We start from the raw sequence: 23,941 nt of genomic DNA, 5'->3' as shown, positions 1-23,941 counted from the left end.
AGGAGGCGCTCCGTGAGGAACACAGTCAGCTGGCCGGTCCGACGAGCGGGTGTCCTCGCCCTCGTCGTGACCGCCACCGTCCTCGTCACGACCGGCACGGCCGCGTCGGCCCACGGACGTCCCCCCGCGCCGGTGCCCACCCCGGTCACCCGGGCCGCGCTCGACCCGGGCCTGGTCACCGGCCGCGGCGCGACCGTCCCGTTCCTCGAGCAGGAGGCGGAGAAGGCCGTCACCACCGGCACCGTCATCGGGCCCGACCGCACCGCCTACACGCTGCCCGCGGAGGCGTCGGGCCGCTCGGCGGTGCAGCTCCAGCCCGGGCAGCACGTCGAGTTCACGCTCCCCAAGGCCGCCAACGCGCTCACCGTCCGCTACGCGATCCCCGACTCGGCCACCGGCGGCGGCATCACGGCGCCGCTCGACGTCACCGTGAACGGCTCCGGCAGGCGGACCATGACCCTGACCTCGCAGTACTCCTGGCTCTACAACCAGTACCCGTTCAGCAACGACCCGAACGCCGGCCTGCTGCACCCGGACTGGTGGATCACGGAGTGCGGCTGCGTGCCCGCGGCGACCACGCCGACCCCCACGGTCACCACCCCGTTCCGGCCCATGCACTTCTACGACGAGCAGCGCCTGCTGCTCGGTCGCACGTACCCCGCGGGTGCGAAGGTCCGGTTGACCGCCCCGCAGGGCACCGACGCCGCGTGGACCGTCATCGACCTGCTGGACTCTGAGGTCGTCGGGCTCCCGCACGTCCGGCTCAAGGCCGCGAACGTGCTGCTCTTCGGCGCCGACCCGTCCGGGCGCAAGGACTCCGCGAACGCGTTCGACAAGGCCATCGCGTTCGCGCAGCGCAAGGACCTGCCGGTGTACGTGCCGCCGGGGGTCTACCAGGTGAACCGGCACATCGTCGTGGACGACGTCACGATCGAGGGGGCCGGGTCCTGGTACACGATCATCCGCGGCAGGGAGGTCCCCCTGTCCACCCCCGCCCCGGACGGTTCGGTGCACACGGGTGTGGGGTTCTACGGCAAGGACGCGTCGGTCGGCGGCTCGTCGAACGTGCACCTGTCCGGGTTCGCCATCCAGGGCGACGTGCGCGAGCGCATCGACACCGACCAGGTCAACGGCATCGGCGGCGCGCTGAGCGACTCGACCGTCGACGGGCTGTACATCCAGCACACCAAGGTCGGCGTCTGGGTGGACGGGCCTCTGCAGAACCTGGTGGTCAAGAACTCGATGATCGTCGACCAGATCGCCGACGGGCTCAACTTCCACACGGGGGTCACCGGCTCGACCGCGTCGAACAACGTCGTGCGCAACACCGGGGACGACGCCCTGGCCATGTGGGCCGAGAAGACCACCAACTCCGGCAACACGTTCGCGCACAACACCGTGCAGACGCCGACCCTGGCCAACGGGATCGCGATCTACGGCGGCCACGACACGACGCTCGTCGGCAACCTCGTCGCCGACCCGATCCGCGAGGGCTCCGGGATCCAGGTCGGCTCCCGGTTCGGCGCCGAGCCGTTCACCGGGCACCTGTGGATCACCGACAACACGACCGTCCGGGCCGGCACGTACGAGCTCAACTGGAACATCGGGCTCGGCGCCATCTGGTTCTTCGCGCTCGAGCGCAGCATCGACGCGGACATCCAGGTGGTCGGCGACCACTTCCTCGACAACACCTACAACGCGATGATGGTCGTCGCCGACTGGCCGGTGAAGGACCTCTACTCGGTGACCAACCTGCACTTCAGGGACGTCCGCGTGGACGGCACGGGCACCTCGGTGCTCAGCGCCCGGGCCGCCGGGTCGGCCACGTTCGAGAACGTCGACGCGCGCAACGTGGGAGCGGTCGGCATCAACAACTGCGGGGCGTTCGGCTTCCCGCCCACCGGGTCCGAGTGGTCGTCGATCGACCTCGGCGGCAACGACGGCGGCGGGACGACCGGTCCGTGGTTCGGGTCCTGGCAGCTGCCGAACACGATCACGTGCGACGACCGGCCCCCGGTGGTGGCGCCGCCCGCGCCCACCACCTGGTGAGCTCGGGAGGGCGGCGCGCGGCTGCGTGCACGCCGCCCTCCCGGCTGCCTACGGCGCGACGACCGCCCAGCCGTGCGGGGCGACGTCGTCCCTCTGCCGGCTGGCGTCGTCGCAGGCCAGGACCTCGCCGGCCGGCCGGGCCAGCGGCGCCTCGTCGAGGTTGAGGGCGACGAGCAAGGCGTCGTCCCTGTCGCGGACCTCGTACACGAACGTCGTGTTGGTGAGGGCGACCTGGCTCGTCCGTGCGCGGTGCAGCCACGGGTGGCGACGGCGCAGGCCGATGAGGTCCTGGTGCAGCCGCAGCACGGGGTTGTCGTCGGTGCCCGGTCCCTCCACCGCGAGCTCGGGCCGGACGGCGTCGTCGCCGCCCTCCCGCTCCTCCTTGACGCCCGTGGACCCCAGCTCGTCGCCCGCATACAGGGTCGGGGTCCCGCCCACCGTGCAGAGCACCACCACGGCGTGCGCCCGGTGGCGCGGGTCCTGGATCGTGCTCGCGATGCGGGTGGTGTCGTGGTTGCCCAGGAACGTCTGGGGCGCGAACGAGTCGAGGAAGCCGTTGTGCCGGGTCAGCGACCAGGCGAGCTCCCAGAGGTTGGCGTCGGTGATCGAGCTCCAGATCGCCTTCCAGAGCTCGTACTGCGTCACCGAGTCGACGGTCGACTCCTGCACGAACGCGGGGTAGTCCCCGTGGATGACCTCCGCGACGAACCACGCCTCCGGGTGCTCGGCGCGCACCTGCCGGAGCACCTGCGCCCAGAACGTCGTCGGCACCGCGTAGGCCGCGTCCAGCCGCCAGCCGTCCGCGCCGCGATCCAGCCAGCGGCTCATCACGCTCGCCACGTAGTCGACGACGCTCGGGTGGCTGTGGTCCAGCGTGAGGAGGGCGTCGTGACCCTCGAAGCCGACGAAGCCGCCGTCGGCGTCGCGCAGCAGCCAGACGTCGTCGTCGGAGCGCCCCTCGATCGCGTCCACCGAGCGGCGTGCGATCGCCGAGTCGCGGCCGACGTGGTTGAAGACCCCGTCGAGCAGCACCTTCAGGCCCCGGGCGTGCGCCTCGGCGACGAGGAGGTCGAAGTCGGCGTCGTCGCCCAGGCGCGGGTCGATGTGCCCGTGGTCGACCGTGTCGTAGCCGTGCGTCATCGAGGCGAAGACCGGGCCGAGCAGGATGCCGGAGGCCCCGAGCTCCACGACGTGGTCGAGCCATCCGACCAGGCGGCGCAGGCGGTGCTCCTCCGGGCCCGGCGGGGTGCCGTCGGCCGGGAAGGCGCCGACCGCGCCCAGCGGGTAGACGTGCCACCAGATCGCGTGCGTGACCCAGTCGGGCTCGTTCATGAGGGGTGCCTCTCCGGTCGGTGCCTGCGCCGAGCCTAGGCCGTGGGGGACCGGCTCAGCCCGCCGGCGGCGGGCCGAGGTGGGGGTACCGACGACGCAGCACCGGCGGGGCCGCCCACCACCACGACTCCGCGACGTGGGCCTGGAGCGTCTCGGCGTCGACCGTGTCGAGCGCGATGAGCACCAGGTTGGTCCCCGCGTGGTGGTCGGTGGTCGAGTACAGGGACGGCTCCTGCTCGACCAGCGCGAGCCGCTCGCCGTCGTCCTCGACGCGGACGGTCAGCCGGTCCGCGTCCCACATCCGCGCGACCAGGTTCCGGTGGAACCACGCCGGCTGGCCCCAGCTCTCGCGTTCCGTGACCTCGGGCAGCGCGAGCGCGGCCCGCCGCGCGTCGTCCGTGTCCATGACGTCATCCTGGCGGGGACCACCGACACGGGCACTCGTACACTTGTTCGATGGTCCGCGAGGTCGACTGGTCGAAGTGGCAGCGCACGCCACGCGGCTGGGTGCGGGTGCCGCCGTCGGGCTGCCCCGCGGGGCACCGGTGGACGACCAGCGGGCCGGGTCGCCCCTCCGAGCGGTTCGTCACGTGCGGGTGCACCGTCGACCGGCACCACACCCTCTGGGTGTGCCCGACGTGCGGCATGCACTGCGCCGAGGGGTGCGCGGACCCGGAGCTGTGGGCGGGGACGACGGTCTCGTCGGGAGTCGTCGGCAGCCGACGGGGGGCGGTCTGACAGGGCCTGGCCGCGGGATAGTGGGCGCATGCGGGTGTGGGCGCGGGCGGCGGCGGTGGTGCTGGTCCTGACGGGCTGCGCGACCGGCTCACCCACCCCCACCCGCTCCCCGACGACCGCGCCGCCGGTGGTGGCCCCCACGGAGCTGGCGCCGGAGCCGCCCGCGCCGCCGGTGGTCGCACAGCCCCCCGCGTTCACGTCCTCGGTCACCGAGATCACGCCGGAGCTGGCGACCCGCATGGAGCTCTCCTGGCGACCCGGCTGCCCGGTCCCGCTCGAGGACCTGCGCTACGTGTCGGTCACCCACCGTGACTTCGACGGCGCGGACCGGCAGGGCGAGCTGGTGGTGCACGCCGATGCCGCGCAGGACATGGTCACGGTCTTCCGCGCCCTGTTCGACGCCGGCTATCCGATCCGGTCCCTGCGGCTGGTGGACGACTTCGGCGCCAGCGACGACGACTCCATGGACGCGGACAACACCTCGGCGTTCAACTGCCGGGCCATCACGGGCGGCACGGGCTGGTCGGAGCACGCGTACGGCCGGGCGATCGACGTCAACCCGGTGGAGAACCCGTACGTGCTGGGCTCGTCGGTGGCGCCGCGGGCGGGACGGGCGTTCGCGGGTCGCCCGGACGCGCCGGGCGTCATCCACGACGACGACGAGGTGGTCCGCGCCTTCGCCGCCGTCGGGTGGCTGTGGGGTGGGGACTGGGCCTCGCCGGTGGACTACCAGCACTTCTCGGCGACGGGCCGATGAGCGACGGCGGACGGGAAGCCGTCACGCAAGCCGCGCGTCGACCTCCGCCATGCGCCGCTCCGCGATCAGCCGCACGGTCTCGGCGCTCAGCGGAGACCCTGCGTCGAACTGCAGGGTGGCCCCGGAGAGCGTCCCCTCGGACAGCAGCCCGTCGAGCGACCGGGCCAGCGGCGGGCTCATGAGGTGCAGGCTGCAGTGCGCCCGCGCCACCGACAGGGCGACCAGTCCTTTCCCGCGGTACCGGATGGTCGGCACCTGGTAGGAGATCACCTGCTCGGCGCCTGGCACGACCTCCAGCAGGCGGTCGCGCACGACGCGCAGCGCGGCCCCCTGCGCCGGCGGCACGGCGTCGAGGTACTCCTCGACGGTGGTCGCGGGATATCCCTCACGAACCATGGACTCCTCCAGCCGCAGGACGGGCGGCGAGCTCGACGAAGTCGTCGACCTGCATGAGCGCCAGTCCCGCCCGGATCACGCCGGGCACCAGCCGGGCGCCGGCCGCCCCGTGCAGGCGGACGGGGTCGCTCAGCACGAGGACGCGGCCGCGCCGGACCAGCCGCGCAGGCCCACCGGCCTCGAGGTTGCGCAGCCACTGCACCTCGGTGCCGTAGGTCAGCGCGACGATGACGCCCCGCGGCGTCGGGAAGGCGAAGATCGGCGTGCGGAACCGACGACCCGTCCGGTGCCCCACGTGGTGGAGCGTCGCCAGCGGAGGCAGCCGGTCGGAGAGGGTTCCCAGCACGGGGTTGGTCACCCGCCGGTTGAACCGCGCGACCCGCAGCGGGATGGGCATGGTCCGACGGTAGCGGGCGTCGGCGGCGGAGCGTAGGGGCGTCGTGGAGCCTTGGCGAGCGGATCTCGCCCAGCGGACCCCGAGTTGCGTCCCGCGTCCTGCCGTGACCACCGTGGAGACGTCCGACGAGCCGCCCCGCACGGGGTGGCGCCCCGGCAACGAGAGGAGAGCCGACGTGCTCACCCTGACCGACAGCGCCCGCACCGCCGTCCACACGCTCACCGAGAAGGCCGGTCTGCCCGACGAGACCGGTGGTCTGCGGATCGCCCAGCAGGAGGCGGGCGGCTTCGAGCTCGCGCTCGTCCCGGAGCCGCTCCCGGGCGACGACGTCGTCACGGACGGCTCGACCCGCGTGTACGTCGACCCCGAGGCGTCCGTGACCCTGGCCGACCAGCGCCTCGACGTGGAGCCGGCCGGCACGGGCAGCGCCTTCACGCTCATCCCCCAGTAGTCCTCCGAGCGGGAGCCGGGGCACGACCGGCTCAGGAAGGGGAACGAAGACGGCGAGGACCCCAGGAGGTCCTCGCCGTCGTCGTGCGTGGCACTGTGTCAGGCGCCGCCGAGCAGCTGCTCGAACGACGGGACCGCGTCGTACAGCCCGACGGGGGCGGATGGCTCCCGGTCGGCCACCATCTCGGCCAGCTCGCGGCCGGCGCGGCGGATGCGGTTCGGCAGCGGGTTGACGTCGTCGCCACCTCCGTCGGCCCAGTCGTCGGTGGCCGCGAACACGGCCGTCCCGGCGACGTCGGCCCGCAGGTAGGCGAACAGCGGCCGCAGGGCGTACTCCAGCGCCAGCGAGTGCCGTCCGGTGCCGCCGGTCGCGCCCACGAGCACCGGCCGCCCGACGAGGGCGTCCTTGTCGAGGATGTCCACGAACGACTTGAACAGGCCCGAGTAGGACGCGGAGAAGATCGGCGTGACGGCGATGACGCCGTCGGCCGCGGTGACCTTCTCGAGCACGTCCTTGAGGGCGCCGGAGGCGAAGCCGGAGAGCGTCATGTTGACGATCTCGTGGGCGACGTCGCGCAGCTCCACGGTCTCGACGTGCGCGGTGATGCCGCGGGCGGCGAGCTCGGTGGTGGTCGCGTCGGCCAGCCGGTCGGCCAGCAGGCGCGTCGACGAGGGCTGGGACAGCCCGGCCGAGATGACGACGATCGAGCGGTCGCTCATCGTGGTCCCTTTCCCGAACATCAAGAGGAGAGCGAGTCTTCGGCCCGCAGGCCGGTGAAGGTGTCCTGCGCGACGACCTGGTCATGGACGGTACCCGCGGCCCGCGCGGCCGCCACCCGGTCGGCGTGCATGGGCGGGTTGGCCGGCACGTGCGCGGGACGGGCGGACTCGGCCTCGGCGCGCAGCACCGGGACGACCTCCGTGGCCAGGATGTCGATCTGCTCCAGCACGGTCTTCAGCGGCAGCCCCGCGTGGTCCATGAGGAACATCTGGCGCTGGTAGTGGCCCACCTGGTCACGGAACTTCCCGTAGCGGTCGATGACCTGCTGCGGGCTCCCGACGGTCAGCGGGGTGTCGCGCATGAAGTCCTCCATCGCGGGACCGTGCCCGTAGACCGGCGCGTTGTCGAAGTACGGCCGGAACTGCCGCACGGCGTCCTGCGAGTTCTTGTTCATGAACACCTGCCCGCCGAGCCCGACGATCGCCTGGTCGGCCTGCCCGTGCCCGTAGTGCTCGAAGCGCTGCCGGTAGAACTTCACCATCTGCGCGGCGTGCTCCAGCGGCCAGAAGATCGCGTTGTGCAGGAACCCGTCCCCGTAGTAGGCCGCCTGCTCGGCGATCTCGGGGCTGCGGATCGAGCCGTGCCACACGAACGGCGGGACGCCGTCGAGCGGGCGGGGGGTCGACGTGAAGCCCTGCAGCGGGGTGCGGAACTTGCCCTCCCAGTCCACGACCTCCTCCTCCCAGAGGCGGCGCAGGAGCGCGTAGTTCTCGATGGCCAGCGGGATGCCCTGGCGGATGTCCTGGCCGAACCACGGGTAGACGGGGCCGGTGTTGCCGCGGCCCATCATGAGGTCCATCCGGCCCTCGGAGATGACCTGGAGCATCGCGTACTCCTCGGCCAGCCGGACCGGGTCGTTGGTGGTGATCAGCGTCGTGGCGGTGGACAGGATGATGTTCTTCGTCGTGCCCGCCAGGTAGCCGAGCATGGTGGTCGGCGACGAGGGGACGAACGGCGGGTTGTGGTGCTCGCCCGTCGCGAAGACGTCCAGCCCGCCTGGTCGGCGTGCTGGGCGATGGTGAGCATGTTGCGCACCCGCTCCGTGTCGTCCGGCGTCCGGCCGGTGGTCGGGTCGGTGGTGACGTCGCCGACCGTGAAGATCCCGAACTGCATCTCGCGCCTCGCTCTGGTGAAGAGTTCCATGCGTTTGCATGTACTTGCCGCTCAACAGGGTGGTCCCCGGTCCTATTCCCCGCATCCGCACCTAGACAGTTGTCCAGGTAAAGCCAGGTCAAGCCAGGTGAGCCGGAGCGCGCAACCCCCTATAGCGTGGGGGTGCACCGGCCGGCGGCGGAGGGCTACACCGAGTGACGAACGAGCAGATCAAGGTCCTGGTCGTCGAGGACGACGCGGACACGGCACAGTACGTCCGCACGGTGCTGGAGCGCCGCGGGGGCATGGACGTGACCGTGGTGCACGAGCCGATGTCGGCGCTCGCCGAGGTGGCGGCGCACGAGTTCGACGTGGTGCTCACCGACATCCAGATGCCCGGCATGAGCGGGCTCGAGCTCCTGGTCGAGCTGCGTGCCCGCGCGGCCGGCACGCCCGTCGCCGTGATGACCGCGTTCGCCAGCGTCGACTACGCGGTCGAGGCGCTGCGCCGGGACGCCGACGAGTTCCTGGTCAAGCCGGTGGCCGCCGCCACGCTGCTCGAGCGGGTCTCGGCGCTGGCCCTCGAGGGCCGGGCCAAGCGCGCGGCCGCCTGGAGCAACGAGGTGGTCCTCGCGGTCGGGGCCCACCCGGACGACGTGGAGATCGGCGTCGGGGCCACGCTCGCCTCGCACCGGGCGGCCGGGGACACGGTGGTCATCCTCACCCTGTCCAGCGGCGCGATCGGGGGAGAGGTGCAGCTCCGCCGGCACGAGGCGCTCGCCTCCGCGGGCATCATCGGCGCGCGCCTGTACCTGCACGACTTCGAGGACACCCGGCTCGACCCCGCCACCGGCCTCATCTCGACCATCGAGGCCCTGGTCCGCGAGGTCAGCCCCACCGTCGTGTACACGCACAGCGAGCACGACCGGCACCAGGACCACCGCGCGGTCCGGCAGGCCGTCGACGTCGCGGCCCGCCAGGTGCCGTCGTTCGCGTGCTTCCAGAGCCCGTCGTCCACCATCGACTTCCGGCCCAGCCGGTTCGTGCCGGTGGACGGCTTCCTCGACACCAAGCTCGCGATGCTCGCGGCGTTCGAGTCGCAGTCCCACCGCGACTACATGGACCCCGACCTCGTGCGTGCCACGGCCCGCTACTGGTCGCGCTTCGGCGGCGGACAGTACGCCGAGCCGCTGGAGACCGTCCGTGCGGCGGCGATGCTGCGCAGCACCTCGGCGGCCTCGGCCCCGGCCGCGCAGGAGATCGACGAGCAGGGAGGTCACGCATGAGGGTCCTGGTCACCGGCGCCGGCGGACCCGCGGGGGTCGCCGTCATCCGCTCGCTGCTGCGCCGGGGGGACGTCGAGGTCATCGCGGCGGACATGGACCGCTGGGCCAGCGCGCTCTACCTGGTGCCGGCGGGGTCGCGGTACCTGGTGCCGGCCGGCCGGGCCGAGGACTTCGTCGACGTGGTGCGCACGATCTGCCGCGACGAGCGCGTGGACGTGCTGTTCCCGACCGTGGACGTGGAGCTGCCCAAGCTCGCCGCCGCGCGCGAGGAGCTGCTGGCCGACGGCACGATCCTCGCGTCGCCGTCGCTGACCACCCTCGAGACGTGCCTGGACAAGCTCGCCCTGGCCGCCGCGTGCGCGCGGACCGTGCGGGTGCCGCGCACCGAGCTCGTCGGCACGCCGCAGGCCGTCTCCGGCTGGGACTTCCCGGTCATCGTCAAGCCCCGCCGCGGCGCCGGCTCTCGCGGCGTCCGGCTGATCGGCACGCAGGCCGAGCTCGACGCCGTGCACGACGCCGAGGAGGACCTGCTGGTCCAGGAGCTCCTGCCCGGCGACGAGTACTCGGTCGACGTGCTGGCGGGGCTCGACGGTCGGGTCATCGCCGCGGTGCCGCGGGCCCGCCTGCGGGTGGACTCGGGCGTCGCGGTCGCCGGGGTCACCGTGCACGACGACGAGCTGATCGAGACCGCGTCGGCCGTGGCCCGCGCGGTCGGCCTGACCACCGTGGCCAACGTCCAGCTCAAGCGCGACGCCGACGGACGCCCCGCGCTCCTGGAGGTCAACCCACGCTTCCCCGGTGCCATGCCGCTGACCATCGCGGCCGGCGTCGACATGCCGTCGCTCACGCTCGACGCCGTTCTCGGCCGCCCCGTGCCGGAGCACGTGGACTTCCAGGAGATCGCGAACGTGCGCTACCTCGAGGACGTCTTCCTGCCGATCGCCGACGTCCTGCCGGCCCGATGAGTGCAGGACCGTCCGTCGACGGGGACCACCACGTCCACTCCACGTTCTCGGACGACGCGGTCAGCACCCCGGCGGACAACCTCGCGGCAGCGCAGCGCGCCCGGTTGCGCGAGGTGCGGATGGTCGACCACGTCCGCGTCTCGACCACGTACGTCCCCGAGTTCCTCGCGGTGGTCCGCGCCCTGCCGCCGGTGGACGGTCTGACGGTGCTCACGGGGGTCGAGGCCAAGATCCTCGACGCGTCCGGTGCGGTCGACGCCCCGCCCGAGGTGCTCGCCGCGCTGGGCACCCCGCACGGCGCGGACCGGGTGCTGCTCGCCGACCACCAGGTCCCCGGCCCGGACGGCCCGTGGAGCCCTCGGGCCACGCGCGAGCGGATCGACGCCGGCCTCGACCCCGCCGACGTGGTGGAGCTGGTGGTGACCGCGACGATCCGCGCCATGCACGCCGTGGGCCGCGCGCAGCTGGCCCACCCCTTCTCGATCCTGCCGAAGATCGGTATGCACGAGGACGACGTCCCCGACCAGCTCCTCGACGCGCTCGCGCAGGCCGCGGTGGACACCGGCACGCCGGTCGAGGTCAACGAGAAGTGGCGCTGCCCCGGGCCGCGGGTCGTCGCGCGGTGGCGGGACGCGGGCGTGCTGCTCGTCGCGTCGACCGACGCCCACGTGGCCACGGACGTGGGCGTCTACTCCTGGGTGGGCAGATGACCGGCGTGGGGCACGACGCGCTCGTCGCGGTGTTCGTGGCCTTCGTGGGGATCGGCGCGATCCCCGTCCTGGCCGGGCTCTACCAGTACGTCCTGGTCCCTGTGCACGGGTTCCGCAACCACCTGCGCGCGGCGGCCCCGCACCTGCCCCGCGTGGTCGTGATCGTCCCCGCCTGGAACGAGGGAGCGGTGCTGGCGGCGTCGCTGGACCGGCTCATGAGCCTGGAGTACCCGCCGGACCGGCTCAAGGTGTTCGTCGTCGATGACGCCAGCACGGACGACACCCCCGACGTCGTGCGCGCCAAGGCCGCCCAGTACGACGACCGGATCGTGCACCTGCGCCGCGAGCAGGGCGGTCAGGGCAAGGCGCACACGCTCAACCACGGGATCCGGTACGCGCTCGCCGACGACTGGATGCAGGCGCTGCTCATCATGGACGCCGACGTCATCTACCGGACCGACTCCCTGCGCCGGATGACCCGCCACCTGGCCGACCCGCAGGTCGGTGCCGTCACCGCCTTCATCCGTGAGGGCAGCGGCAGGCCGGGCACGGTCGCGCGGTTCATCGGCTACGAGTACGTGACCGCGCAGGCCGCCGCCCGTCGCGCGCAGAACGTCATGGGGGCCATGGCCTGCCTCGCCGGGGGCGCGCAGCTGCACTCCCGCGAGAACCTCCTGGCCGTGGGTGGGCAGGTGGACACGTCCACGCTGGCCGAGGACACGTACACCACCTTCCTCACGCAGCTGGCCGGCCGGCGCGTGGTGTTCGAGCCGGCGGCGGTGGTGCTGGCGGAGGAGCCTGACACGATCACGGCCCTGTGGAAGCAGCGGGTGCGCTGGGCGCGCGGGAACGTGCAGATCACGCACGAGTTCCGGCGGGTCTGGTTCCGCCCGTCGCGGACCCACCACCTGGGCAGGCCGGACTTCGGGATCATCTGGTTCGCCATCTACCTGCTCCCGGTGGCGATGACGCTCGCCGCGGTCGGCCTGGTCGGCCTGCACTTCGTGGACGACGTCACCGCCGCGCAGGTGTTCGAGCGGTTCTGGTGGGTGGCGGTCACCGCCTACGTGCTCATCACGGTCATGACGCTGCTGCTCGACCGCGACACCGCCCGCCGCTCGTGGTTCCAGGGGATCGCGTTCCCGGGGCTCGGCGCGCTCGTGGTGATGACCGCGGCCTGGTTCCCGGGGCTGTGGGAGGAGCGGGTCCCGGAGCTCCTCGGCCAGCGCATGACGGAGGGTGGCCGCGAGGTCTGGACGCTCACGCTGTACTCGTGGTCCGTCCTCGCGATGCTCCTGGCCTGGGTGGTCAAGCAGTTGGAGCGTGCCCGTGCGGTGCGGTGGCTCGCGCTGCCCCTGCTGTACGTGGTGGGCTTCGGTCCGGTGCTGTGCGCCATCACGCTGGACGCGTACGTGAAGCAGTGGCGGGGCGCCGCGGCCGTGTGGGACAAGACGGAGAAGACAGGACGGGTGATGGGATGAACGGCTCCCACCGGGCGGCCCCGGGGGACGACGCCCGCTGGTGGGCGACGTCGACGCCCGACGCCCTCCAGGACGAGATCCGCTCCAACGCGCGCTCGGAGCGCCGGCTGCTGGTGGTCGTCACCCTGATCGCAGCGGCCGTGACCGTCGCCGTCCTGCTCCTGCACGGAGGTGCGGCGTGACGCCCCGGGTGCTCGTCGTGGACGACGAGCCCGACGAGCTGGCGCTGCTCGCCCGACACCTGCGCCGGCTCGGCTACGAGGTCGTGACCATGAAGAGTGCCGAGGACGCACTGGGCGACGAGGACAACCTCGGCGTGGACGTCGCGATCGTCGACCTCCGGCTGCCCGGCATGGGCGGCTGGGAGCTGGTGGACGTGCTGCACGCGCGCCGCCCGGGCCTGCCGGTGATCGTCACGTCGGTCCTCGACCCCGACGACTACCCGCCGGTGGAGGCGTGGCTGCCCAAGCCGTTCACCGGCGACGCGGTGCGGGACGCGGTGGCCCGCGCGCTCGAGGGCAGGTCGTGAGGCGGGCATGACCGAGCTGTGGTCGAACGCGCCCGCCGACCTGATCACCCGCAGCTCCCGCTCCCTGCGCCGCCTGGCCCGCCACCTGGGACCCGACGGCAGCGTGGTCGAGCGCCAGCTGCCCTTCGTCGGGGTGTTCCTGGTGGCGGTGGCGTCGTTGTCGATCCCCGGCGCGCGCAGCTCCAGCTGGCCCGAGGTGGTGATCGCCTCGGTGCTCGCCGTGGGCCAGATCGTCGCGGCCCGCGTGCTGCCCTGGAGCCGGTGGTCGGTGGGGTGGCAGGACGTCCTGCCCGTGGTGCAGCTGCTCGCGGTGGCCTTCCTGCGGACGGGGACTGGCGGCCCCGGCTCGCCCTACACGACGCTGGTGTTCTTCCCGGTGATCACGCTCGCGTCCCAGCGCGGGCGGCGCGGGGTCCTCCTGGCGACGGCCGGGGTGGCCGTGGTGGTGTTCTCGCCGGTGCTGTCGAACACCGTGTTCCTCACCACCGACACCGTGATCCGCACCGTGTTCGTCACCCTCGTCGCGTTCGTCGTCGCCGTGACGGTGCACGAGATCACGGCGCGCCTCTCCGCCCGCAGCGCCGCCCTGCTGGCCTCGCAGATGGACCAGGCGGTCCTGCTGGACCGCGCCCGGGCGGACGCCGTCCAGCTCGCGCACGTCGCCAACCAGCGTCGCGCGGCCCGGGACCAGCTGGTGTCGGTGATCGACTCCGCCACCGAGCAGGCGATCATCGCCACGGACGCCGCGGGCACGATCGAGGTCTTCAACGCCGGCGCGGAGCGGCTGCTCAAGTACGGGCAGGGCGAGGTGGTCGGCCGCATGCGGCTCACGGACTTCCACGACCACGACGAGCTCGAGGCGCGGCGCGCGCTGCTGTTCGACACGCGCACCCCCGTCGACAGCCCCCGGGCGCTCCTGGACGCGCTGGTCGCACCGGCGCTCGCGGGGCGCCCCGAGGCGCGGGACTGGACCTATGTGGCACGCGACGGCGCCCGGACGACGGTCAGGCTCGCCGTCACGCGCCGCGCCGAGGCGGACGGGACCACGAGCGGCTACGTGGTGGTCGCCACGGACGTCACCTCCGAGCGCGAGGCCGCGCGGCTCCAGGACGAGTTCGTCAGCCTGGTCAGCCACGAGCTGCGCACGCCGCTGACGTCGGTGCTGGGGTACCTCGAGCTGCTCACCGACGGCACCGACCCGCTCACCGACGAGCAGCGGGAGTACCTGACCGTGATCGAGCGCAACGCCCGGCGCCAGCTGCGGCTGGTCGGTGACCTGCTGCTCAGCGCCCAGGTGGACGCCGGCCGCTTCTCGATCGCCCCGCAGCACATCGACGTGGCCGACGTCGTGCGCGCCTCGGCGGAGGCGGCCGTCCCGGTGGCCGAGGCCGCGAAGGTCACGCTCGTCCCGTCGGTGACGCCGACCGTGATCGACGGCGACCCGGTGCGCCTCGCGCAGGCCGTGGACAACCTGGTCTCGAACGCCCTGAAGTTCACGCCGGCCGGCGGCACCGTCGAGCTGGCCGTGTCACCGGGCGCGCGCGGGGGAGCCGTCATCTCCGTCGCGGACTCCGGCATCGGCATCCCGCCCGACGAGCTCTCCCAGCTCACCACCCGGTTCTTCCGGGCCTCCACGGCCACCCGCCGCGCGATCCCGGGCGTCGGACTGGGCCTGTCGATCACCAAGGCCGTCGTCGACGCGCACGGCGGCCAGCTGGAGATCACCAGCACGCTCGGCGAGGGCACCACGTTCACGATCACCCTGCCGGCCACCCCGCCGGGCTGAGGGCGCGCCCGACGAGCCTGAGTCAGGACATCTCGGATGTATCAGGCGCCCGCGACGGCGTCCCTTCTGCCCGTGCGCCGACGACGGCGCGGCAGGCAGAGCGCGGGGACCCCGCGCCGGACGACGAAGGAACGACCCATGACCATCCTGAGCTCCCTGATCGGTGCCGAGTACCGGCCCGCCGTCGCGGCCGCTGTCCAGGCGCTCGCCGACGCGGCAGTCCCGGTGCACCTGCCGGGCAGCGAGGCGTACTCGGCCCTCACGCGCACCAGCAACCTCACGCGCGCGATCCGCCCCGTGGCGGTCGTGGCGGCGCGGGGGGCCGACGACATCTCCCACACGCTGCGGATCGCCGCCTCGGCGGGCCTGCGCGTCGCCGTCCAGGGCACCGGCCACGGCGCCACCGAGACCATGGAGGGTGCCGTCCTGGTCAGCACCGCAGCACTCGACGAGCTGACCGTCCACGCCGACGAGCGGCGCGCGCGCATCGGCGCGGGCGTGCGGTGGGCCGCGGTTCTCGGGGCCTGCGCCCCGCACGGGCTCGCCGCACTGGCCGGCTCCTCGCCCGACGTCGGGGTGGTCGGCTACCTGACCGGTGGCGGGCTGGGCCCCGTCGCCCGCACCCACGGGCTCGCGTCGGACACGGTCCGGGCCTTCGAGGTCGTGACCGGGGACGGCGTCGTGCGCCGGGTCACGGCCGCCAGCCACCCCGACCTGTTCTGGGGGCTGCGTGGCGGCAAGGGCACGCTCGGCATCGTCACCGCGGTCGAGATCGACCTGATCGAGCAGGCCGAGCTGTACGGCGGCGCCCTGTGGTTCGCGGCGCAGGACGCCGCGGCCGTGGTCCGCACCTGGGGGGCGTGGTGCGCGCTGCTCCCGGAGGAGGGCACCACGTCGATCGCCGTCATGCGGCTGCCCGACATGCCGGTCTTCCCCGAGCCGCTGCGCGGGACGACCACCGTCTCGGTCCGCTTCGCGTGGACGGGCGACCCGGCCGTGGGCGAGGAGATGATCCGCGCCCTCCGCTCGGTCGCCACGCCCGTCATCGACACCGTCCGCGTGCTGCCGTACGCGGCCCTCGGTGAGGTGCACAGCGACCCGACCGACCCGATGCCCGTGCACGAGCACCACCTCCTGCTCGACTCGTTCGGGCCCGACACCGCCGACCGGCTGCTCGAGCTGGTCGGTCCGGACGTCCCGTCCGCCCAGGCGATGGTCGAGGTGCGGCAGCTGGGCGGGAGGGTGCGCGACGACCGGGGGACGCCGAGCGCCTTCGCGCACCGGGACGCCGCGTTCTCGGTCCTGACGATCGCCCTGATGATCCCGGAGATCGCGCAGGTGGTGACCGCCGACACCGCGCGCGTGCACGAGGGGCTCGCACCCTGGACCCGTGCCGGTGGCCTGCCCAACTTCACCGACACGGCGGGCCCCGAGTGGGCCGAGAAGGTGTTCACGCCCGGGGTGGCGCGCCGCCTGCAGGCCCTGTCGCTCGTCTACGACCCCGACGCCGTGCTGCTCGCGGCCCGCGGCGTGCGGTCCTGACCCGGTCGGTCAGGGGGTCGGCGGCTCGGGGGCCGGGGGCTCCGGGGCGGGGGGCTCGGGGGTCGGTGTCACGGTGAACGTGAGCGAGACGTCCGTGCTGTCGGTGAACTGCGCGGACGTCGACCCCACGTGCGGGCTGGCCATGGCCGCGACGGCGAACGCGACCGCGACGGCGAGGCGCACCAGGCCCCCGCGGTCGACCGACAGGAAGCCGCGGCGACCGGCGGGCTCAGTCGAGGAGGAGCTCATCGACCCTCCTGTCGGGGCTGTGGGGGGCCGGCCGCTCGCGGCGTGCGCGGCGGTTGTCACCGAGCGCCAGCAGCTCGAGCGTCGCCAGCGCGAGGAGCGGCGGGACCAGCATGGTGGCGCGCCCCTGGGCGGACCCGGCCCACTGCAGGACCCAGCCCCACCCCTTGTGGACGCCCAGCTGCACCCCGCGGATGCGGCCGATCGGGGTCGCGTTGATGTCCGCCTCGTCGTTGGCGTCACCCTTGGTGACGACGTAGAACTTCGTCTTCCGGGTGCCGTCGGCCTCCAGCTCCGGCACCATCCGCCCCTCGGCGTCCTGTTCGAGGTCCGGCAGCTCCCGCAGTGCGACGATCCGGTGCGTCACCAGCTGCGTGGTCTCCCCGGTGGGCCAGAACGAGATGATCTGCCCCACCTTGAGGTCGGACTCGCTGGCGATCGCGCGGAGCACCACGGCGTCGCCGGCGTCGAACTTGGGTGCCATGGAGCCCGAGGTCACGATGAGGAGGCGCTGCTGGTGCACCTGGTACCAGAGCGGGACGGCCAGCGAGGTGGCGTAGGCGGTTCCGCAGACGGCGATCACCACCCAGAGGCCGGCCCCCAGCAGCCGACGCCAGACGGGCTTCGGGGTGCGGGGACGCCTCCGACCGACGACGCGCGGTGCGCGCCGGTCGACCGCTGGGGCGTCTCGGTGCCCGTCCGACCAGGGGGCCATCGGATCAGTTGTTGACGACCTGCTCGGCGTTGAACGTGAGGTCGAGCGTGACGGCGGTGTCCTGGTAGCTGTTGTCCGCCAGCAGGGGCAGGTCCACCTTGAAGCAGAGCCACTCGTTGCCCGGGATGGCGGTCAGCGTCCGGTCACCGGGCTGCTGGCCCTGGGCGGTCCTGCCCACGAGCTCCGTGAGCGTCCCCGGCCACGCGGTCACGGTCGTGGGGTGGTTGATCGGCGCGGCCGCGCCCAGGCCGCCGGCGACGCAGCTGGCGGCCGCGTCCACGGGGTACACGTTGAGCTGCAGGACGTCCCGGAGGTCGCCGACCACCGGTGCGGGCTCGAGGACCGGGTCGGTGGTGTCGTTCGTCGTCACGGTGGCCAGGTACGACACGGAGTAGCGCAGCGCGAGCGAGCCGTTGCTCTGCACCTGCAGCGGGAAGTACGTGGAGTCGCCGGGGGCCAGGTTCTGCGGCGAGAACGCGAACGGCACGTCCTGGCCGATCTCGAGGTCCACGGTCCCGGTCTCGATGGCGGCCGACGCGGAGTCGTTGTCCGTGAAGATGGCCGAGGTGGTCAGCGTCGTGGCACCGACCGCGGCGAGGCCGACGATCGCGACGGTGGTCCACAGGCGCCGTCGCCGGGGGCCGTCGTGATGCACCGGAGCGGGGTTGATCATCTCCTGGAGCAGGTCGTCCATCATCAGGGCACCCTCCTTGGGCAAAGAGCCAGCACAGTTCTATCGGCACCCCTGAGTCCGACTTGAGCCGAACGTACGATACTCACCCGTTCACGTTCTCGGCGCCAGGCGCACGGGGGGGCCGGGTGTGCCGGGTGGACCGGGGTGGGGCGACCGCCAGGCTGCTGCGGCCCTCGCGTCCCCGCAGCGGGCGCGGCACCGAGTGCGTCGGCGGCAGGTCGGCGGCGGGCACGGCGCGCGAGTACAGGAACCCCTGCGCCTGGTCGACGCCGAGCCGGCGCAGGATGGCGGCGGTGGTCTCGTCCTCGACGCCCTCGGCGACCACCCGCAGGTCGAAGGAGTGGGCGAGGTCGACCATCGCCTGCACCACCACCTCGGAGCCCTCGCGGTCGTCGGCACCGAGGTCGGACACGAACAGCCGGTCGATCTTCAGGTCGTCCACCGGCAGGTCCCGCAGCTGCGAGATCGACGTGTTGCCGATTCCGAAGTCGTCGATGGCCACCCGGATCCCGAGCGCACCGAGGCGCTCCAGCACGGGCACCACGCGCGAGGGGTCGGCCACGAGCGCGGTCTCCGTGATCTCCACCTCCAGCAGCTCGGCGGGCACGGCGTGCTCCGCGAGCAGCGACTCGATGAGGTCGACCACGGCCAGGGTCGTCACGTCGTGCGCGGAGAGGTTCACCGCCACCGGGGTGGCGCGGCCGGCCACCCGCCACGCGGCCAGCTGGGTCACGCACTCGGTCAGGGCGTACCGCGTGATGTCGTGGATGAGGCCGGACTGCTCGGCGAGCGGGATGAACGTGGTGGGCGGCAGGATCCCGCGCGTGGGGTGCTCCCAGCGCATGAGGGCCTCGAGCCCCACGGTCTGCCCCGTGGCCAGCTCGATCTTGGGCTGGTAGTGCATGCGCAGCTCGCGCGGGGCGTCCGGGGCGGGAGTCAGCGCGCGGTGCAGGTCGCCCAGGAGCACCAGCCGGGCGGGCGACGAGTCGTCCTCGTCGGCGGAGTAGACCGAGACGCCGGTGCGGTGGTGCTTGGCCGCGTACATCGCCACGTCGGCGGTGCGCATGAGGGACGACGGGTCGGTGGCGTGGTCGGGCAGGCACGCGACCCCGACCGAGGTGTCGACGTGCAGCGGCAGCTCGCCCAGCATGAACGGCGGGACGAACAGCCCCCGCACCCGGCGGGCCAGCCGTTCGGCGTTCGCCACCGAGCGCACGTCCGGCAGCAGGATCGCGAACTCGTCGCCGCCCAGCCGCGCGACCACGTCGTCGTCGCGCAGGGCGCCGCGCAGACGCTCCGCGACCTGCTCGAGCAGCTCGTCCCCGCGGTCGTGGCCGAGCGAGTCGTTGATGTCCTTGAACCGGTCGATGTCCAGGAGCATGAGGCCGACGCGGGAGCCGGTCTCCTGCGCCTCGAGGATCGTGCGGCGCATCCGCTCCGCGAGCATGCGCCGGTTGGGCAGGCCGGTGAGCGAGTCGAGCAGCGCGAGCCGCGCGTTCTCCAGCGCGGTGGCGTGCAGCCGGCGGGACGCGGTCCAGACGGTGCGGAACAGGACCAGCCACAGGGTCACCAGGCCGGCCGCCACCACCAGCGAGACGGTCCGGCCGGCGTCGGCCAGAGCGGCGCTCGCGGCGGTGTTCTCGAGCATCACCTCGGCCGCGCCGATGATCTCGCCGTCCCCGCGCTCGGGGTCCGGGTCGGCGGTGTCGCCGGCCAGCACCGGCACGTAGACGTCGAGGACGCTCGTCTCCGTGCCGCCCTCGCCGCCGAGGTCGGCACCGCGCACGTCGGTGATCACCCGCGCGCTGGGCTCCCCGCCGGTCGTCACGCGGTCGAGCCGGCTGCCGTCGGGGAAGCCGGTCGAGGTGCGCTCGGCCGAGCTGTAGATGAGCGAGCCGTCGAGCGCCCAGAGCCGCAGCTCCACCACGCGGTCCGTGAACCCGCCGATCGCGCCCGCCACCGCGTCCCGCTGCGGCGCGGTGAGCACGTCCGGCCCCACGAAGGAGCTCGTCGGCACCTGCGCCGTCGCGTACGCCGTGACCGTCGACGCCGTCGCGATGCCGTCGCGCACGGACTGCTGCGTCATCACCCGCCAGGTGCCCAGGACGAGCGCGCACCCGACCACGACCATGGCGGCACTGCTGATGACGGCGAACGATCGCGTCAGCGGCCAGCGACGGCGGGTGGCTCTGGGCACGTGCAGACCTCACGAGCTGGGCGAGCGCGGGTCGGAAGGGGTCCGCGCTGAGCCGAGAGTATGCGGTGCACCCGGTCACCTGCGACATCCCAGGTCACACGACCGCCCGGGCGCGTCGGGAACGTCCCCGCGTCCGGCAGGGTTGCACCGGACGCCAACTCATCCCAGGAGGATCCGATGACGTACGAGGTGACCAAGACCGACGAGCAGTGGGCCCTGGAGCTCGAGCCCCAGGAGTTCGCCGTGCTGCGCCGCGCGGGCACCGAGCGGCCCTGGACCGGGGAGCTGCTCGACGAGTCGCGCCAGGGCGTCTACCGCTGCCGCGCGTGCTCGAACGAGCTGTTCCGGTCCGACACCAAGTTCGACTCGCACTGCGGCTGGCCCAGCTTCTTCTCCCCGCTGGCCGGCGACCGGGTGGAGCTGATCACCGACCGCAGCCTCGGCATGGTCCGCACGGAGGTGCGCTGCGCCCGGTGCGGCTCACACCTCGGGCACGTGTTCGACGACGCCCCGCAGACCCCGACCGGGGACCGGTTCTGCATGAACTCGGTGAGCCTGACCTTCGAGCCGGACCCCCGCGCGGGCGCCTGATCCGCACCCGTCCGGGTGGCTCCCGGCGCGCCGGGGCACGACACCCCGGACGGGTGACGTCCAGATGGTCGACACAGGTGAAGTCTGTGGCTCCGACTGCCGATAATGCACGCGTGGAAGACGTCCTGACCGTGCGGAGATGGAGGCGCTACGGCGCCGACCGTCTCTACGTGACCCGGGGGACCGGGGCGCGGGTCGGGTCGGTCGACCTGCAGTCGGGCGAGGTCGTGGTCGACGACCCGCTCCTGGAGGGCCGGCTGCGGCGGGCAGCCCAGGCCTACCTGCGTGCCGACGTCACCGAGCTGGCCATGACCGTGCCCGCGCCGGGCGTCGGCGCCCTCGACCCCGTCGACGAGTCCGCGCTGCAGGCCTGGCTCGGCGGGGACGACTGGGACACGATCGACCTCGCGGCCATCCGGGGGGAGCGCGGCAGCTCCGTGCGCACGCGTCTCGAGCGGATGGCCGACGAGGGCTGGCAGGTGGTCCACGACGTCCCGCTCGGGCGGCAGGGGAGCCTGGTCGAGCACCTCGTGGTCGGGCCGGGCGGCATCTTCACCGTGGCCGAGCGCCGGCACGCCGGCCAGCACGTGGTGGTCGAGGGGCGCACCCTGCGGGTCGACGGGTGCTCGACGTCCTACCTGCGCGACGCGCGGCTCGAGGCGGCCCGGGTGCGGGACGCGCTGCTCGCTGCGGCGTGCGCGGCGGTCAACGTCCGCGGCGTCGTCGTGGTGCAGGGCGAGCTCGAGATGCGCACCGTGCAACCGGGGCACGACGCCTTCGCCATCTCCCGCCAGGACCTGCAGACGGTCTTCCGCGCCCTGCCTGTCCGGCTCGACCCGGCGCGCATCGCGGCCATCGCGCACGTGGCGCGGCAGAGCAGCACCTGGTCGCACTGACCCCTCGGACCTGCGGCGGGGTGTTGACACCCCTGTTGCTGCGGTGATCTGCTGCAACGCTCCCCCCAGCTCGGGTGGCGATGCCGCGTTTTCCGTGCCGGTCCCGTCAGGATGTCACCGTGGTCGACGAACAGTTCCGGCAGCTCGAGCGAGAGCTCGGCCTCTTCCTGCGTCGCGCGCAGGCCGCCTCGGCGTCCATCGCGCGGGACGTCCACCCCGACCTGGAACCAGCCGCCTACGCGCTGCTGGCCCTCATCGCGGCCACCCCCGGCGTCCGCGCCAGCGACCTGGCGATGACCATCGGCGTCGGCCGCGGCACGATGTCCCGCCAGCTGGCCCGGCTCGGCACCCTCGGGCTGGTGTCCCGCAGGCCGGACCCCGACGACTACCGGGGCCAGCTGCTGGAGCTCACCGACGAGGGCAGCCGCCGGTTCGAGGTCGCCCAGCAGGCGCGCCGCGCGTTCCTGCGGCAGGCGATGACCGCGTGGAGCGAGGACGACGTCGTGGGGCTGGCCACGCGGCTCGAGCGGCTGAACGCCGACCTCGCAGCGGCGCGCCGCCCGCACTGAGACGCCGGACGCGCCACCCTGCGGGTGCGGGGCGGCGCGTCTGCGGTGCGCTCAGTCGCGGGCGCTGACCCGCTGCTCGGCGGTCAGCTGCTCGAGCTCGGCTGCCTCGGAGCCGTCCGACGCCTCCTGGTCGAGCAGCTGCTCGATGCCCGAGCGGTTGCCCAGCGGCACCTCCTGGAGGAACAGGACGGCGACCAACGAGATCAGGGCGACCGGCGTGGCCACGAGGAACAGGTCCGCGACCGCGTTGCCGAACGACTGCTCGACGACCATCCGCACGTTCTCCGGCAGGGTCGACAGGTCCGGGATGGAGCCGCTCGCGCCCATCGCGGCGGGGTCGATGCCGATCGCGACGAGTCCCCGGGCCATGAGGTCGGTGACCCGGTGGGTGAGCACCACGCCGAGCGCTGAGACGCCGAGCGCGCCGCCGAGGGTGCGGAAGAACGCGACCGTCGAGGTGCCGGAGCCGACCTCCCGGACGTCCAGGGTGTTCTGCACGGCGAGCACGAGGTTCTGCATGAGCATGCCGACGCCTGCGCCGATGATCACCAGGTAGAGGCTGACCAGCGTGAAGCTCGTATCGAAGTGGATGGTGCCCATGAGCCCGGTGCCGACCGTGAGCAGGACGGCGCCGGCGATCATGAACTTCTTGTACCGGCCGGTGCGGCTGATGATCTGGCCGGAGACGGTCGAGGAGACCAGCAGGCCGACGATCATCGGGATGGTGAGCAGCCCCGACTCGGTCGGCGTCTTGCCGCGGGCCAGCTGCATGTACTGGCTGAGGAACACGGTGGTGCCGAACATGGCGACACCGACCGCGATGCTCGCGACCACCGCGAGGACCAAGGTGCGGTTCCTGAACAGGTGCAGCGGGATGATCGGCTCGCTCGCGCGGGACTCGACCCACACGGCGAGGGCGAGAGCCAGCAGCGAGCCGCCGACCATGGCGGCGGTCTGCCACGAGGCCCAGTCGAACGAGGTGCCCGCGAACGTGATCCACAGGAGCAGCAGCGAGATGCCGATCGACAGGAGCGTGGCGCCGGCGTAGTCGATCTTCACCGTGCGGGTCTTGCGCACCGGCAGGCGGAGCGTGCGCTGGAGCACGATGATCGCGGCGACCGCGAACGGGAGGCCGATGAAGAAGTTCCAGCGCCAGCCCGGGCCGTCGGTGATGACGCCGCCGAGCAGCGGGCCGCCGACCATGCCGATGCCCATCACGGCGCCCATGAGGCCCATGTACCGGCCACGCTCGCGGGGGCTGATGATGTCGGCGATCAGGACGGTGCCCAGGGCGGTCAGACCGCCGGCGCCGATGCCCTGCAGGGCGCGCATGCCGATGAGCATGCCGGTGTCGTGGGAGAACCCGGCCAGCGCCGAGGAGAGCACCGAGATCGTCAGCGCCAGCTGGATGAGCAGCTTGCGGTCGACCAGGTCGGCGAGCTTGCCCCAGATCGGCGTGGAGATCGTGGTGGTGAGCAGGGTGGCGGTGACCACCCAGGTGAACGCGGACTGCGTGCCGTCCAGGTCGGAGATGATCCGGGGCAGCGAGGAGGAGACGACGCTCGTCGCGAGGATCGAGACGAACATCCCGAGCAGGATGCCCGAGAGGGCCTCGAGGACCTCGCGGTGGGTCATCTTCGGTGCCGGCTCGGCGGTGCTGGTGGGCACAGGGGTGGGTGAGGACATGGTCTCGCTCTCGTGGTGCTGGCAGGGAGACCCGGCGTCGGCGGCAGGTCGGGGGT

General features: G+C 72.9%; 25 protein-coding genes and 1 pseudogene. 15 read left to right on the top strand and 11 right to left on the bottom strand.

All coding sequences use genetic code 11. From position 1 onward, the window contains the following. Nucleotides 1–12 precede the first annotated feature (12 nt). Nucleotides 13–2,049, top strand: a complete 2,037-nt coding sequence (locus tag RYN42_RS06165) for a glycosyl hydrolase family 28-related protein (RefSeq protein WP_315094650.1) — start codon at nt 13–15, stop codon at nt 2,047–2,049. Between the two features lie 48 nt (nt 2,050–2,097). Here RYN42_RS06165 and RYN42_RS06160 read toward each other — a convergent pair whose 3' ends face one another. Together RYN42_RS06160 and RYN42_RS06155 are read right to left on the bottom strand one after the other, a co-directional pair. Further along, nucleotides 2,098–3,381 carry an alpha-amylase family glycosyl hydrolase gene (locus RYN42_RS06160; RefSeq protein ID WP_315094649.1) on the bottom strand — a complete coding sequence of 428 codons (1,284 nt, stop codon included), beginning with the start codon at nt 3,379–3,381 and terminating at the stop codon, nt 2,098–2,100. A 55-nt stretch (nt 3,382–3,436) separates the two neighbouring features. Continuing rightward, on the bottom strand, nt 3,437–3,787 hold the full coding sequence (locus RYN42_RS06155) for an MmcQ/YjbR family DNA-binding protein (RefSeq protein WP_315094648.1): 351 nt from the start codon (nt 3,785–3,787) through the stop codon (nt 3,437–3,439). A gap of 50 nt (nt 3,788–3,837) precedes the next feature. On the opposite strand from RYN42_RS06155, the gene RYN42_RS06150 reads away from it, so the two are divergent. Continuing rightward, nucleotides 3,838–4,119, top strand: a complete 282-nt coding sequence (locus RYN42_RS06150; protein ID WP_315094647.1) for a hypothetical protein — start codon at nt 3,838–3,840, stop codon at nt 4,117–4,119. A 28-nt stretch (nt 4,120–4,147) separates the two neighbouring features. Further along, a complete protein-coding gene (locus RYN42_RS06145) occupies nt 4,148–4,876 on the top strand; it encodes a M15 family metallopeptidase (protein ID WP_315094646.1) in 729 nt (242 codons plus the stop codon). A 21-nt stretch (nt 4,877–4,897) separates the two neighbouring features. Here RYN42_RS06145 and RYN42_RS06140 read toward each other — a convergent pair whose 3' ends face one another. After that, entirely contained in the window at nt 4,898–5,272 is a 375-nt protein-coding gene (locus tag RYN42_RS06140) for a DUF1801 domain-containing protein (protein WP_315094645.1), read from the bottom strand. Continuing rightward, nucleotides 5,262–5,669: a nitroreductase family deazaflavin-dependent oxidoreductase gene (locus RYN42_RS06135; RefSeq protein WP_315094644.1), complete on the bottom strand. Its 408-nt coding sequence runs from the start codon at nt 5,667–5,669 to the stop codon at nt 5,262–5,264. The genes RYN42_RS06140 and RYN42_RS06135 overlap by 11 nt, the downstream gene beginning before the upstream one ends. Before the next feature lie 103 nt (nt 5,670–5,772). On the opposite strand from RYN42_RS06135, the gene RYN42_RS06130 reads away from it, so the two are divergent. Next, the gene (locus tag RYN42_RS06130) at nt 5,773–6,120 is read left to right on the top strand and encodes an adhesin (RefSeq protein WP_315094642.1); all 348 of its coding nucleotides are present in this window, start codon (nt 5,773–5,775) and stop codon (nt 6,118–6,120) included. Nucleotides 6,121–6,218: 98 nt separating this feature from the next. Here RYN42_RS06130 and RYN42_RS06125 read toward each other — a convergent pair whose 3' ends face one another. Both RYN42_RS06125 and RYN42_RS06120 read right to left on the bottom strand, forming a co-directional pair. After that, nucleotides 6,219–6,839, bottom strand: a complete 621-nt coding sequence (locus tag RYN42_RS06125; RefSeq protein WP_315094640.1) for an FMN reductase — start codon at nt 6,837–6,839, stop codon at nt 6,219–6,221. A gap of 20 nt (nt 6,840–6,859) precedes the next feature. Next, a pseudogene (locus RYN42_RS06120) lies at nt 6,860–8,013 on the bottom strand (LLM class flavin-dependent oxidoreductase). Nucleotides 8,014–8,207: 194 nt separating this feature from the next. Here RYN42_RS06120 and RYN42_RS06115 point away from each other — a divergent pair. The 8 genes from RYN42_RS06115 (at nt 8,208) to RYN42_RS06080 (ending at nt 16,291) form a co-directional block, all read left to right on the top strand. After that, nucleotides 8,208–9,278 carry a response regulator gene (locus RYN42_RS06115; protein WP_315094638.1) on the top strand — a complete coding sequence of 357 codons (1,071 nt, stop codon included), beginning with the start codon at nt 8,208–8,210 and terminating at the stop codon, nt 9,276–9,278. After that, the gene (locus tag RYN42_RS06110; RefSeq protein WP_315094636.1) at nt 9,275–10,243 is read left to right on the top strand and encodes an ATP-grasp domain-containing protein; all 969 of its coding nucleotides are present in this window, start codon (nt 9,275–9,277) and stop codon (nt 10,241–10,243) included. Before RYN42_RS06115 ends, RYN42_RS06110 begins: the two co-directional genes overlap by 4 nt. Continuing rightward, complete coding sequence (locus tag RYN42_RS06105) at nt 10,240–10,953, top strand: PHP domain-containing protein (RefSeq protein ID WP_315094634.1); 714 nt, start codon at nt 10,240–10,242, stop codon at nt 10,951–10,953. Before RYN42_RS06110 ends, RYN42_RS06105 begins: the two co-directional genes overlap by 4 nt. After that, on the top strand, nt 10,950–12,434 hold the full coding sequence (locus RYN42_RS06100; RefSeq protein ID WP_315094632.1) for a glycosyltransferase: 1,485 nt from the start codon (nt 10,950–10,952) through the stop codon (nt 12,432–12,434). Before RYN42_RS06105 ends, RYN42_RS06100 begins: the two co-directional genes overlap by 4 nt. Beyond that, on the top strand, nt 12,431–12,616 hold the full coding sequence (locus tag RYN42_RS06095; RefSeq protein ID WP_315094630.1) for a hypothetical protein: 186 nt from the start codon (nt 12,431–12,433) through the stop codon (nt 12,614–12,616). The genes RYN42_RS06100 and RYN42_RS06095 overlap by 4 nt, the downstream gene beginning before the upstream one ends. Continuing rightward, complete coding sequence (locus RYN42_RS06090; protein WP_315094628.1) at nt 12,613–12,963, top strand: response regulator; 351 nt, start codon at nt 12,613–12,615, stop codon at nt 12,961–12,963. Before RYN42_RS06095 ends, RYN42_RS06090 begins: the two co-directional genes overlap by 4 nt. A gap of 7 nt (nt 12,964–12,970) precedes the next feature. Further along, a complete protein-coding gene (locus RYN42_RS06085; RefSeq protein WP_315094626.1) occupies nt 12,971–14,749 on the top strand; it encodes an ATP-binding protein in 1,779 nt (592 codons plus the stop codon). Nucleotides 14,750–14,887: 138 nt separating this feature from the next. Then, nucleotides 14,888–16,291, top strand: a complete 1,404-nt coding sequence (locus tag RYN42_RS06080) for an FAD-binding oxidoreductase (protein WP_315094625.1) — start codon at nt 14,888–14,890, stop codon at nt 16,289–16,291. A 9-nt stretch (nt 16,292–16,300) separates the two neighbouring features. On the opposite strand, the gene RYN42_RS06075 is transcribed toward RYN42_RS06080, so the two are convergent. The 4 genes from RYN42_RS06075 to RYN42_RS06060 form a co-directional block, all read right to left on the bottom strand. Beyond that, complete coding sequence (locus tag RYN42_RS06075) at nt 16,301–16,540, bottom strand: hypothetical protein (RefSeq protein ID WP_315094623.1); 240 nt, start codon at nt 16,538–16,540, stop codon at nt 16,301–16,303. Continuing rightward, complete coding sequence (locus tag RYN42_RS06070) at nt 16,521–17,252, bottom strand: signal peptidase I (protein ID WP_315094621.1); 732 nt, start codon at nt 17,250–17,252, stop codon at nt 16,521–16,523. The genes RYN42_RS06075 and RYN42_RS06070 overlap by 20 nt, the downstream gene beginning before the upstream one ends. A 4-nt stretch (nt 17,253–17,256) precedes the next feature. Beyond that, nucleotides 17,257–17,949, bottom strand: a complete 693-nt coding sequence (locus RYN42_RS06065) for a hypothetical protein (protein WP_315094619.1) — start codon at nt 17,947–17,949, stop codon at nt 17,257–17,259. Nucleotides 17,950–18,028: 79 nt separating this feature from the next. Continuing rightward, nucleotides 18,029–20,143 carry an EAL domain-containing protein gene (locus RYN42_RS06060; RefSeq protein WP_315094617.1) on the bottom strand — a complete coding sequence of 705 codons (2,115 nt, stop codon included), beginning with the start codon at nt 20,141–20,143 and terminating at the stop codon, nt 18,029–18,031. Between the two features lie 177 nt (nt 20,144–20,320). Here RYN42_RS06060 and msrB point away from each other — a divergent pair, with 177 nt between their 5' ends. From msrB to RYN42_RS06045, 3 genes are all read left to right on the top strand, one after another. Then, complete coding sequence (gene msrB, locus RYN42_RS06055; protein WP_315094615.1) at nt 20,321–20,734, top strand: peptide-methionine (R)-S-oxide reductase MsrB; 414 nt, start codon at nt 20,321–20,323, stop codon at nt 20,732–20,734. 113 nt (nt 20,735–20,847) lie between these two features. Then, the gene (locus RYN42_RS06050) at nt 20,848–21,630 is read left to right on the top strand and encodes a nuclease-related domain-containing protein (protein WP_315094613.1); all 783 of its coding nucleotides are present in this window, start codon (nt 20,848–20,850) and stop codon (nt 21,628–21,630) included. 119 nt (nt 21,631–21,749) lie between these two features. Then, complete coding sequence (locus tag RYN42_RS06045; protein ID WP_315094611.1) at nt 21,750–22,199, top strand: MarR family transcriptional regulator; 450 nt, start codon at nt 21,750–21,752, stop codon at nt 22,197–22,199. Nucleotides 22,200–22,250: 51 nt separating this feature from the next. On the opposite strand, the gene RYN42_RS06040 is transcribed toward RYN42_RS06045, so the two are convergent. Beyond that, nucleotides 22,251–23,885 (bottom strand): MDR family MFS transporter, encoded by a 1,635-nt coding sequence (locus RYN42_RS06040; RefSeq protein WP_315094609.1) that lies wholly within the window; start codon nt 23,883–23,885, stop codon nt 22,251–22,253. Nucleotides 23,886–23,941: the final 56 nt, after the last annotated feature.

It is taken from the genome of uncultured Cellulomonas sp., from assembly GCF_963527515.1.
GTDB lineage: Bacteria > Actinomycetota > Actinomycetes > Actinomycetales > Cellulomonadaceae > Cellulomonas.
This window is presented reverse-complemented; position numbering and strand designations above follow the sequence as displayed.

Excerpts from the sequence above, each read along its gene's own strand:
- RYN42_RS06140 (WP_315094645.1), bottom strand. The coding sequence starts at position 5,272 with ATGGTTCGTGAGGGATATCCCGCGACCACCGTCGAGGAGTACCTCGAC.
- RYN42_RS06145 (WP_315094646.1), top strand. The coding sequence starts at position 4,148 with ATGCGGGTGTGGGCGCGGGCGGCGGCGGTGGTGCTGGTCCTGACGGGC.
- RYN42_RS06095 (WP_315094630.1), top strand. The coding sequence starts at position 12,431 with ATGAACGGCTCCCACCGGGCGGCCCCGGGGGACGACGCCCGCTGGTGG.
- RYN42_RS06080 (WP_315094625.1), top strand. The coding sequence starts at position 14,888 with ATGACCATCCTGAGCTCCCTGATCGGTGCCGAGTACCGGCCCGCCGTC.
- msrB (WP_315094615.1), top strand. The coding sequence starts at position 20,321 with ATGACGTACGAGGTGACCAAGACCGACGAGCAGTGGGCCCTGGAGCTC.
- RYN42_RS06135 (WP_315094644.1), bottom strand. The coding sequence starts at position 5,669 with ATGCCCATCCCGCTGCGGGTCGCGCGGTTCAACCGGCGGGTGACCAAC.
- RYN42_RS06125 (WP_315094640.1), bottom strand. The coding sequence starts at position 6,839 with ATGAGCGACCGCTCGATCGTCGTCATCTCGGCCGGGCTGTCCCAGCCC.
- RYN42_RS06075 (WP_315094623.1), bottom strand. The coding sequence starts at position 16,540 with ATGAGCTCCTCCTCGACTGAGCCCGCCGGTCGCCGCGGCTTCCTGTCG.
- RYN42_RS06070 (WP_315094621.1), bottom strand. The coding sequence starts at position 17,252 with ATGGCCCCCTGGTCGGACGGGCACCGAGACGCCCCAGCGGTCGACCGG.
- RYN42_RS06160 (WP_315094649.1), bottom strand. The coding sequence starts at position 3,381 with ATGAACGAGCCCGACTGGGTCACGCACGCGATCTGGTGGCACGTCTAC.
- RYN42_RS06100 (WP_315094632.1), top strand. The coding sequence starts at position 10,950 with ATGACCGGCGTGGGGCACGACGCGCTCGTCGCGGTGTTCGTGGCCTTC.
- RYN42_RS06040 (WP_315094609.1), bottom strand. The coding sequence starts at position 23,885 with ATGTCCTCACCCACCCCTGTGCCCACCAGCACCGCCGAGCCGGCACCG.
- RYN42_RS06155 (WP_315094648.1), bottom strand. The coding sequence starts at position 3,787 with ATGGACACGGACGACGCGCGGCGGGCCGCGCTCGCGCTGCCCGAGGTC.
- RYN42_RS06150 (WP_315094647.1), top strand. The coding sequence starts at position 3,838 with ATGGTCCGCGAGGTCGACTGGTCGAAGTGGCAGCGCACGCCACGCGGC.
- RYN42_RS06085 (WP_315094626.1), top strand. The coding sequence starts at position 12,971 with ATGACCGAGCTGTGGTCGAACGCGCCCGCCGACCTGATCACCCGCAGC.
- RYN42_RS06105 (WP_315094634.1), top strand. The coding sequence starts at position 10,240 with ATGAGTGCAGGACCGTCCGTCGACGGGGACCACCACGTCCACTCCACG.
- RYN42_RS06110 (WP_315094636.1), top strand. The coding sequence starts at position 9,275 with ATGAGGGTCCTGGTCACCGGCGCCGGCGGACCCGCGGGGGTCGCCGTC.
- RYN42_RS06065 (WP_315094619.1), bottom strand. The coding sequence starts at position 17,949 with ATGATGGACGACCTGCTCCAGGAGATGATCAACCCCGCTCCGGTGCAT.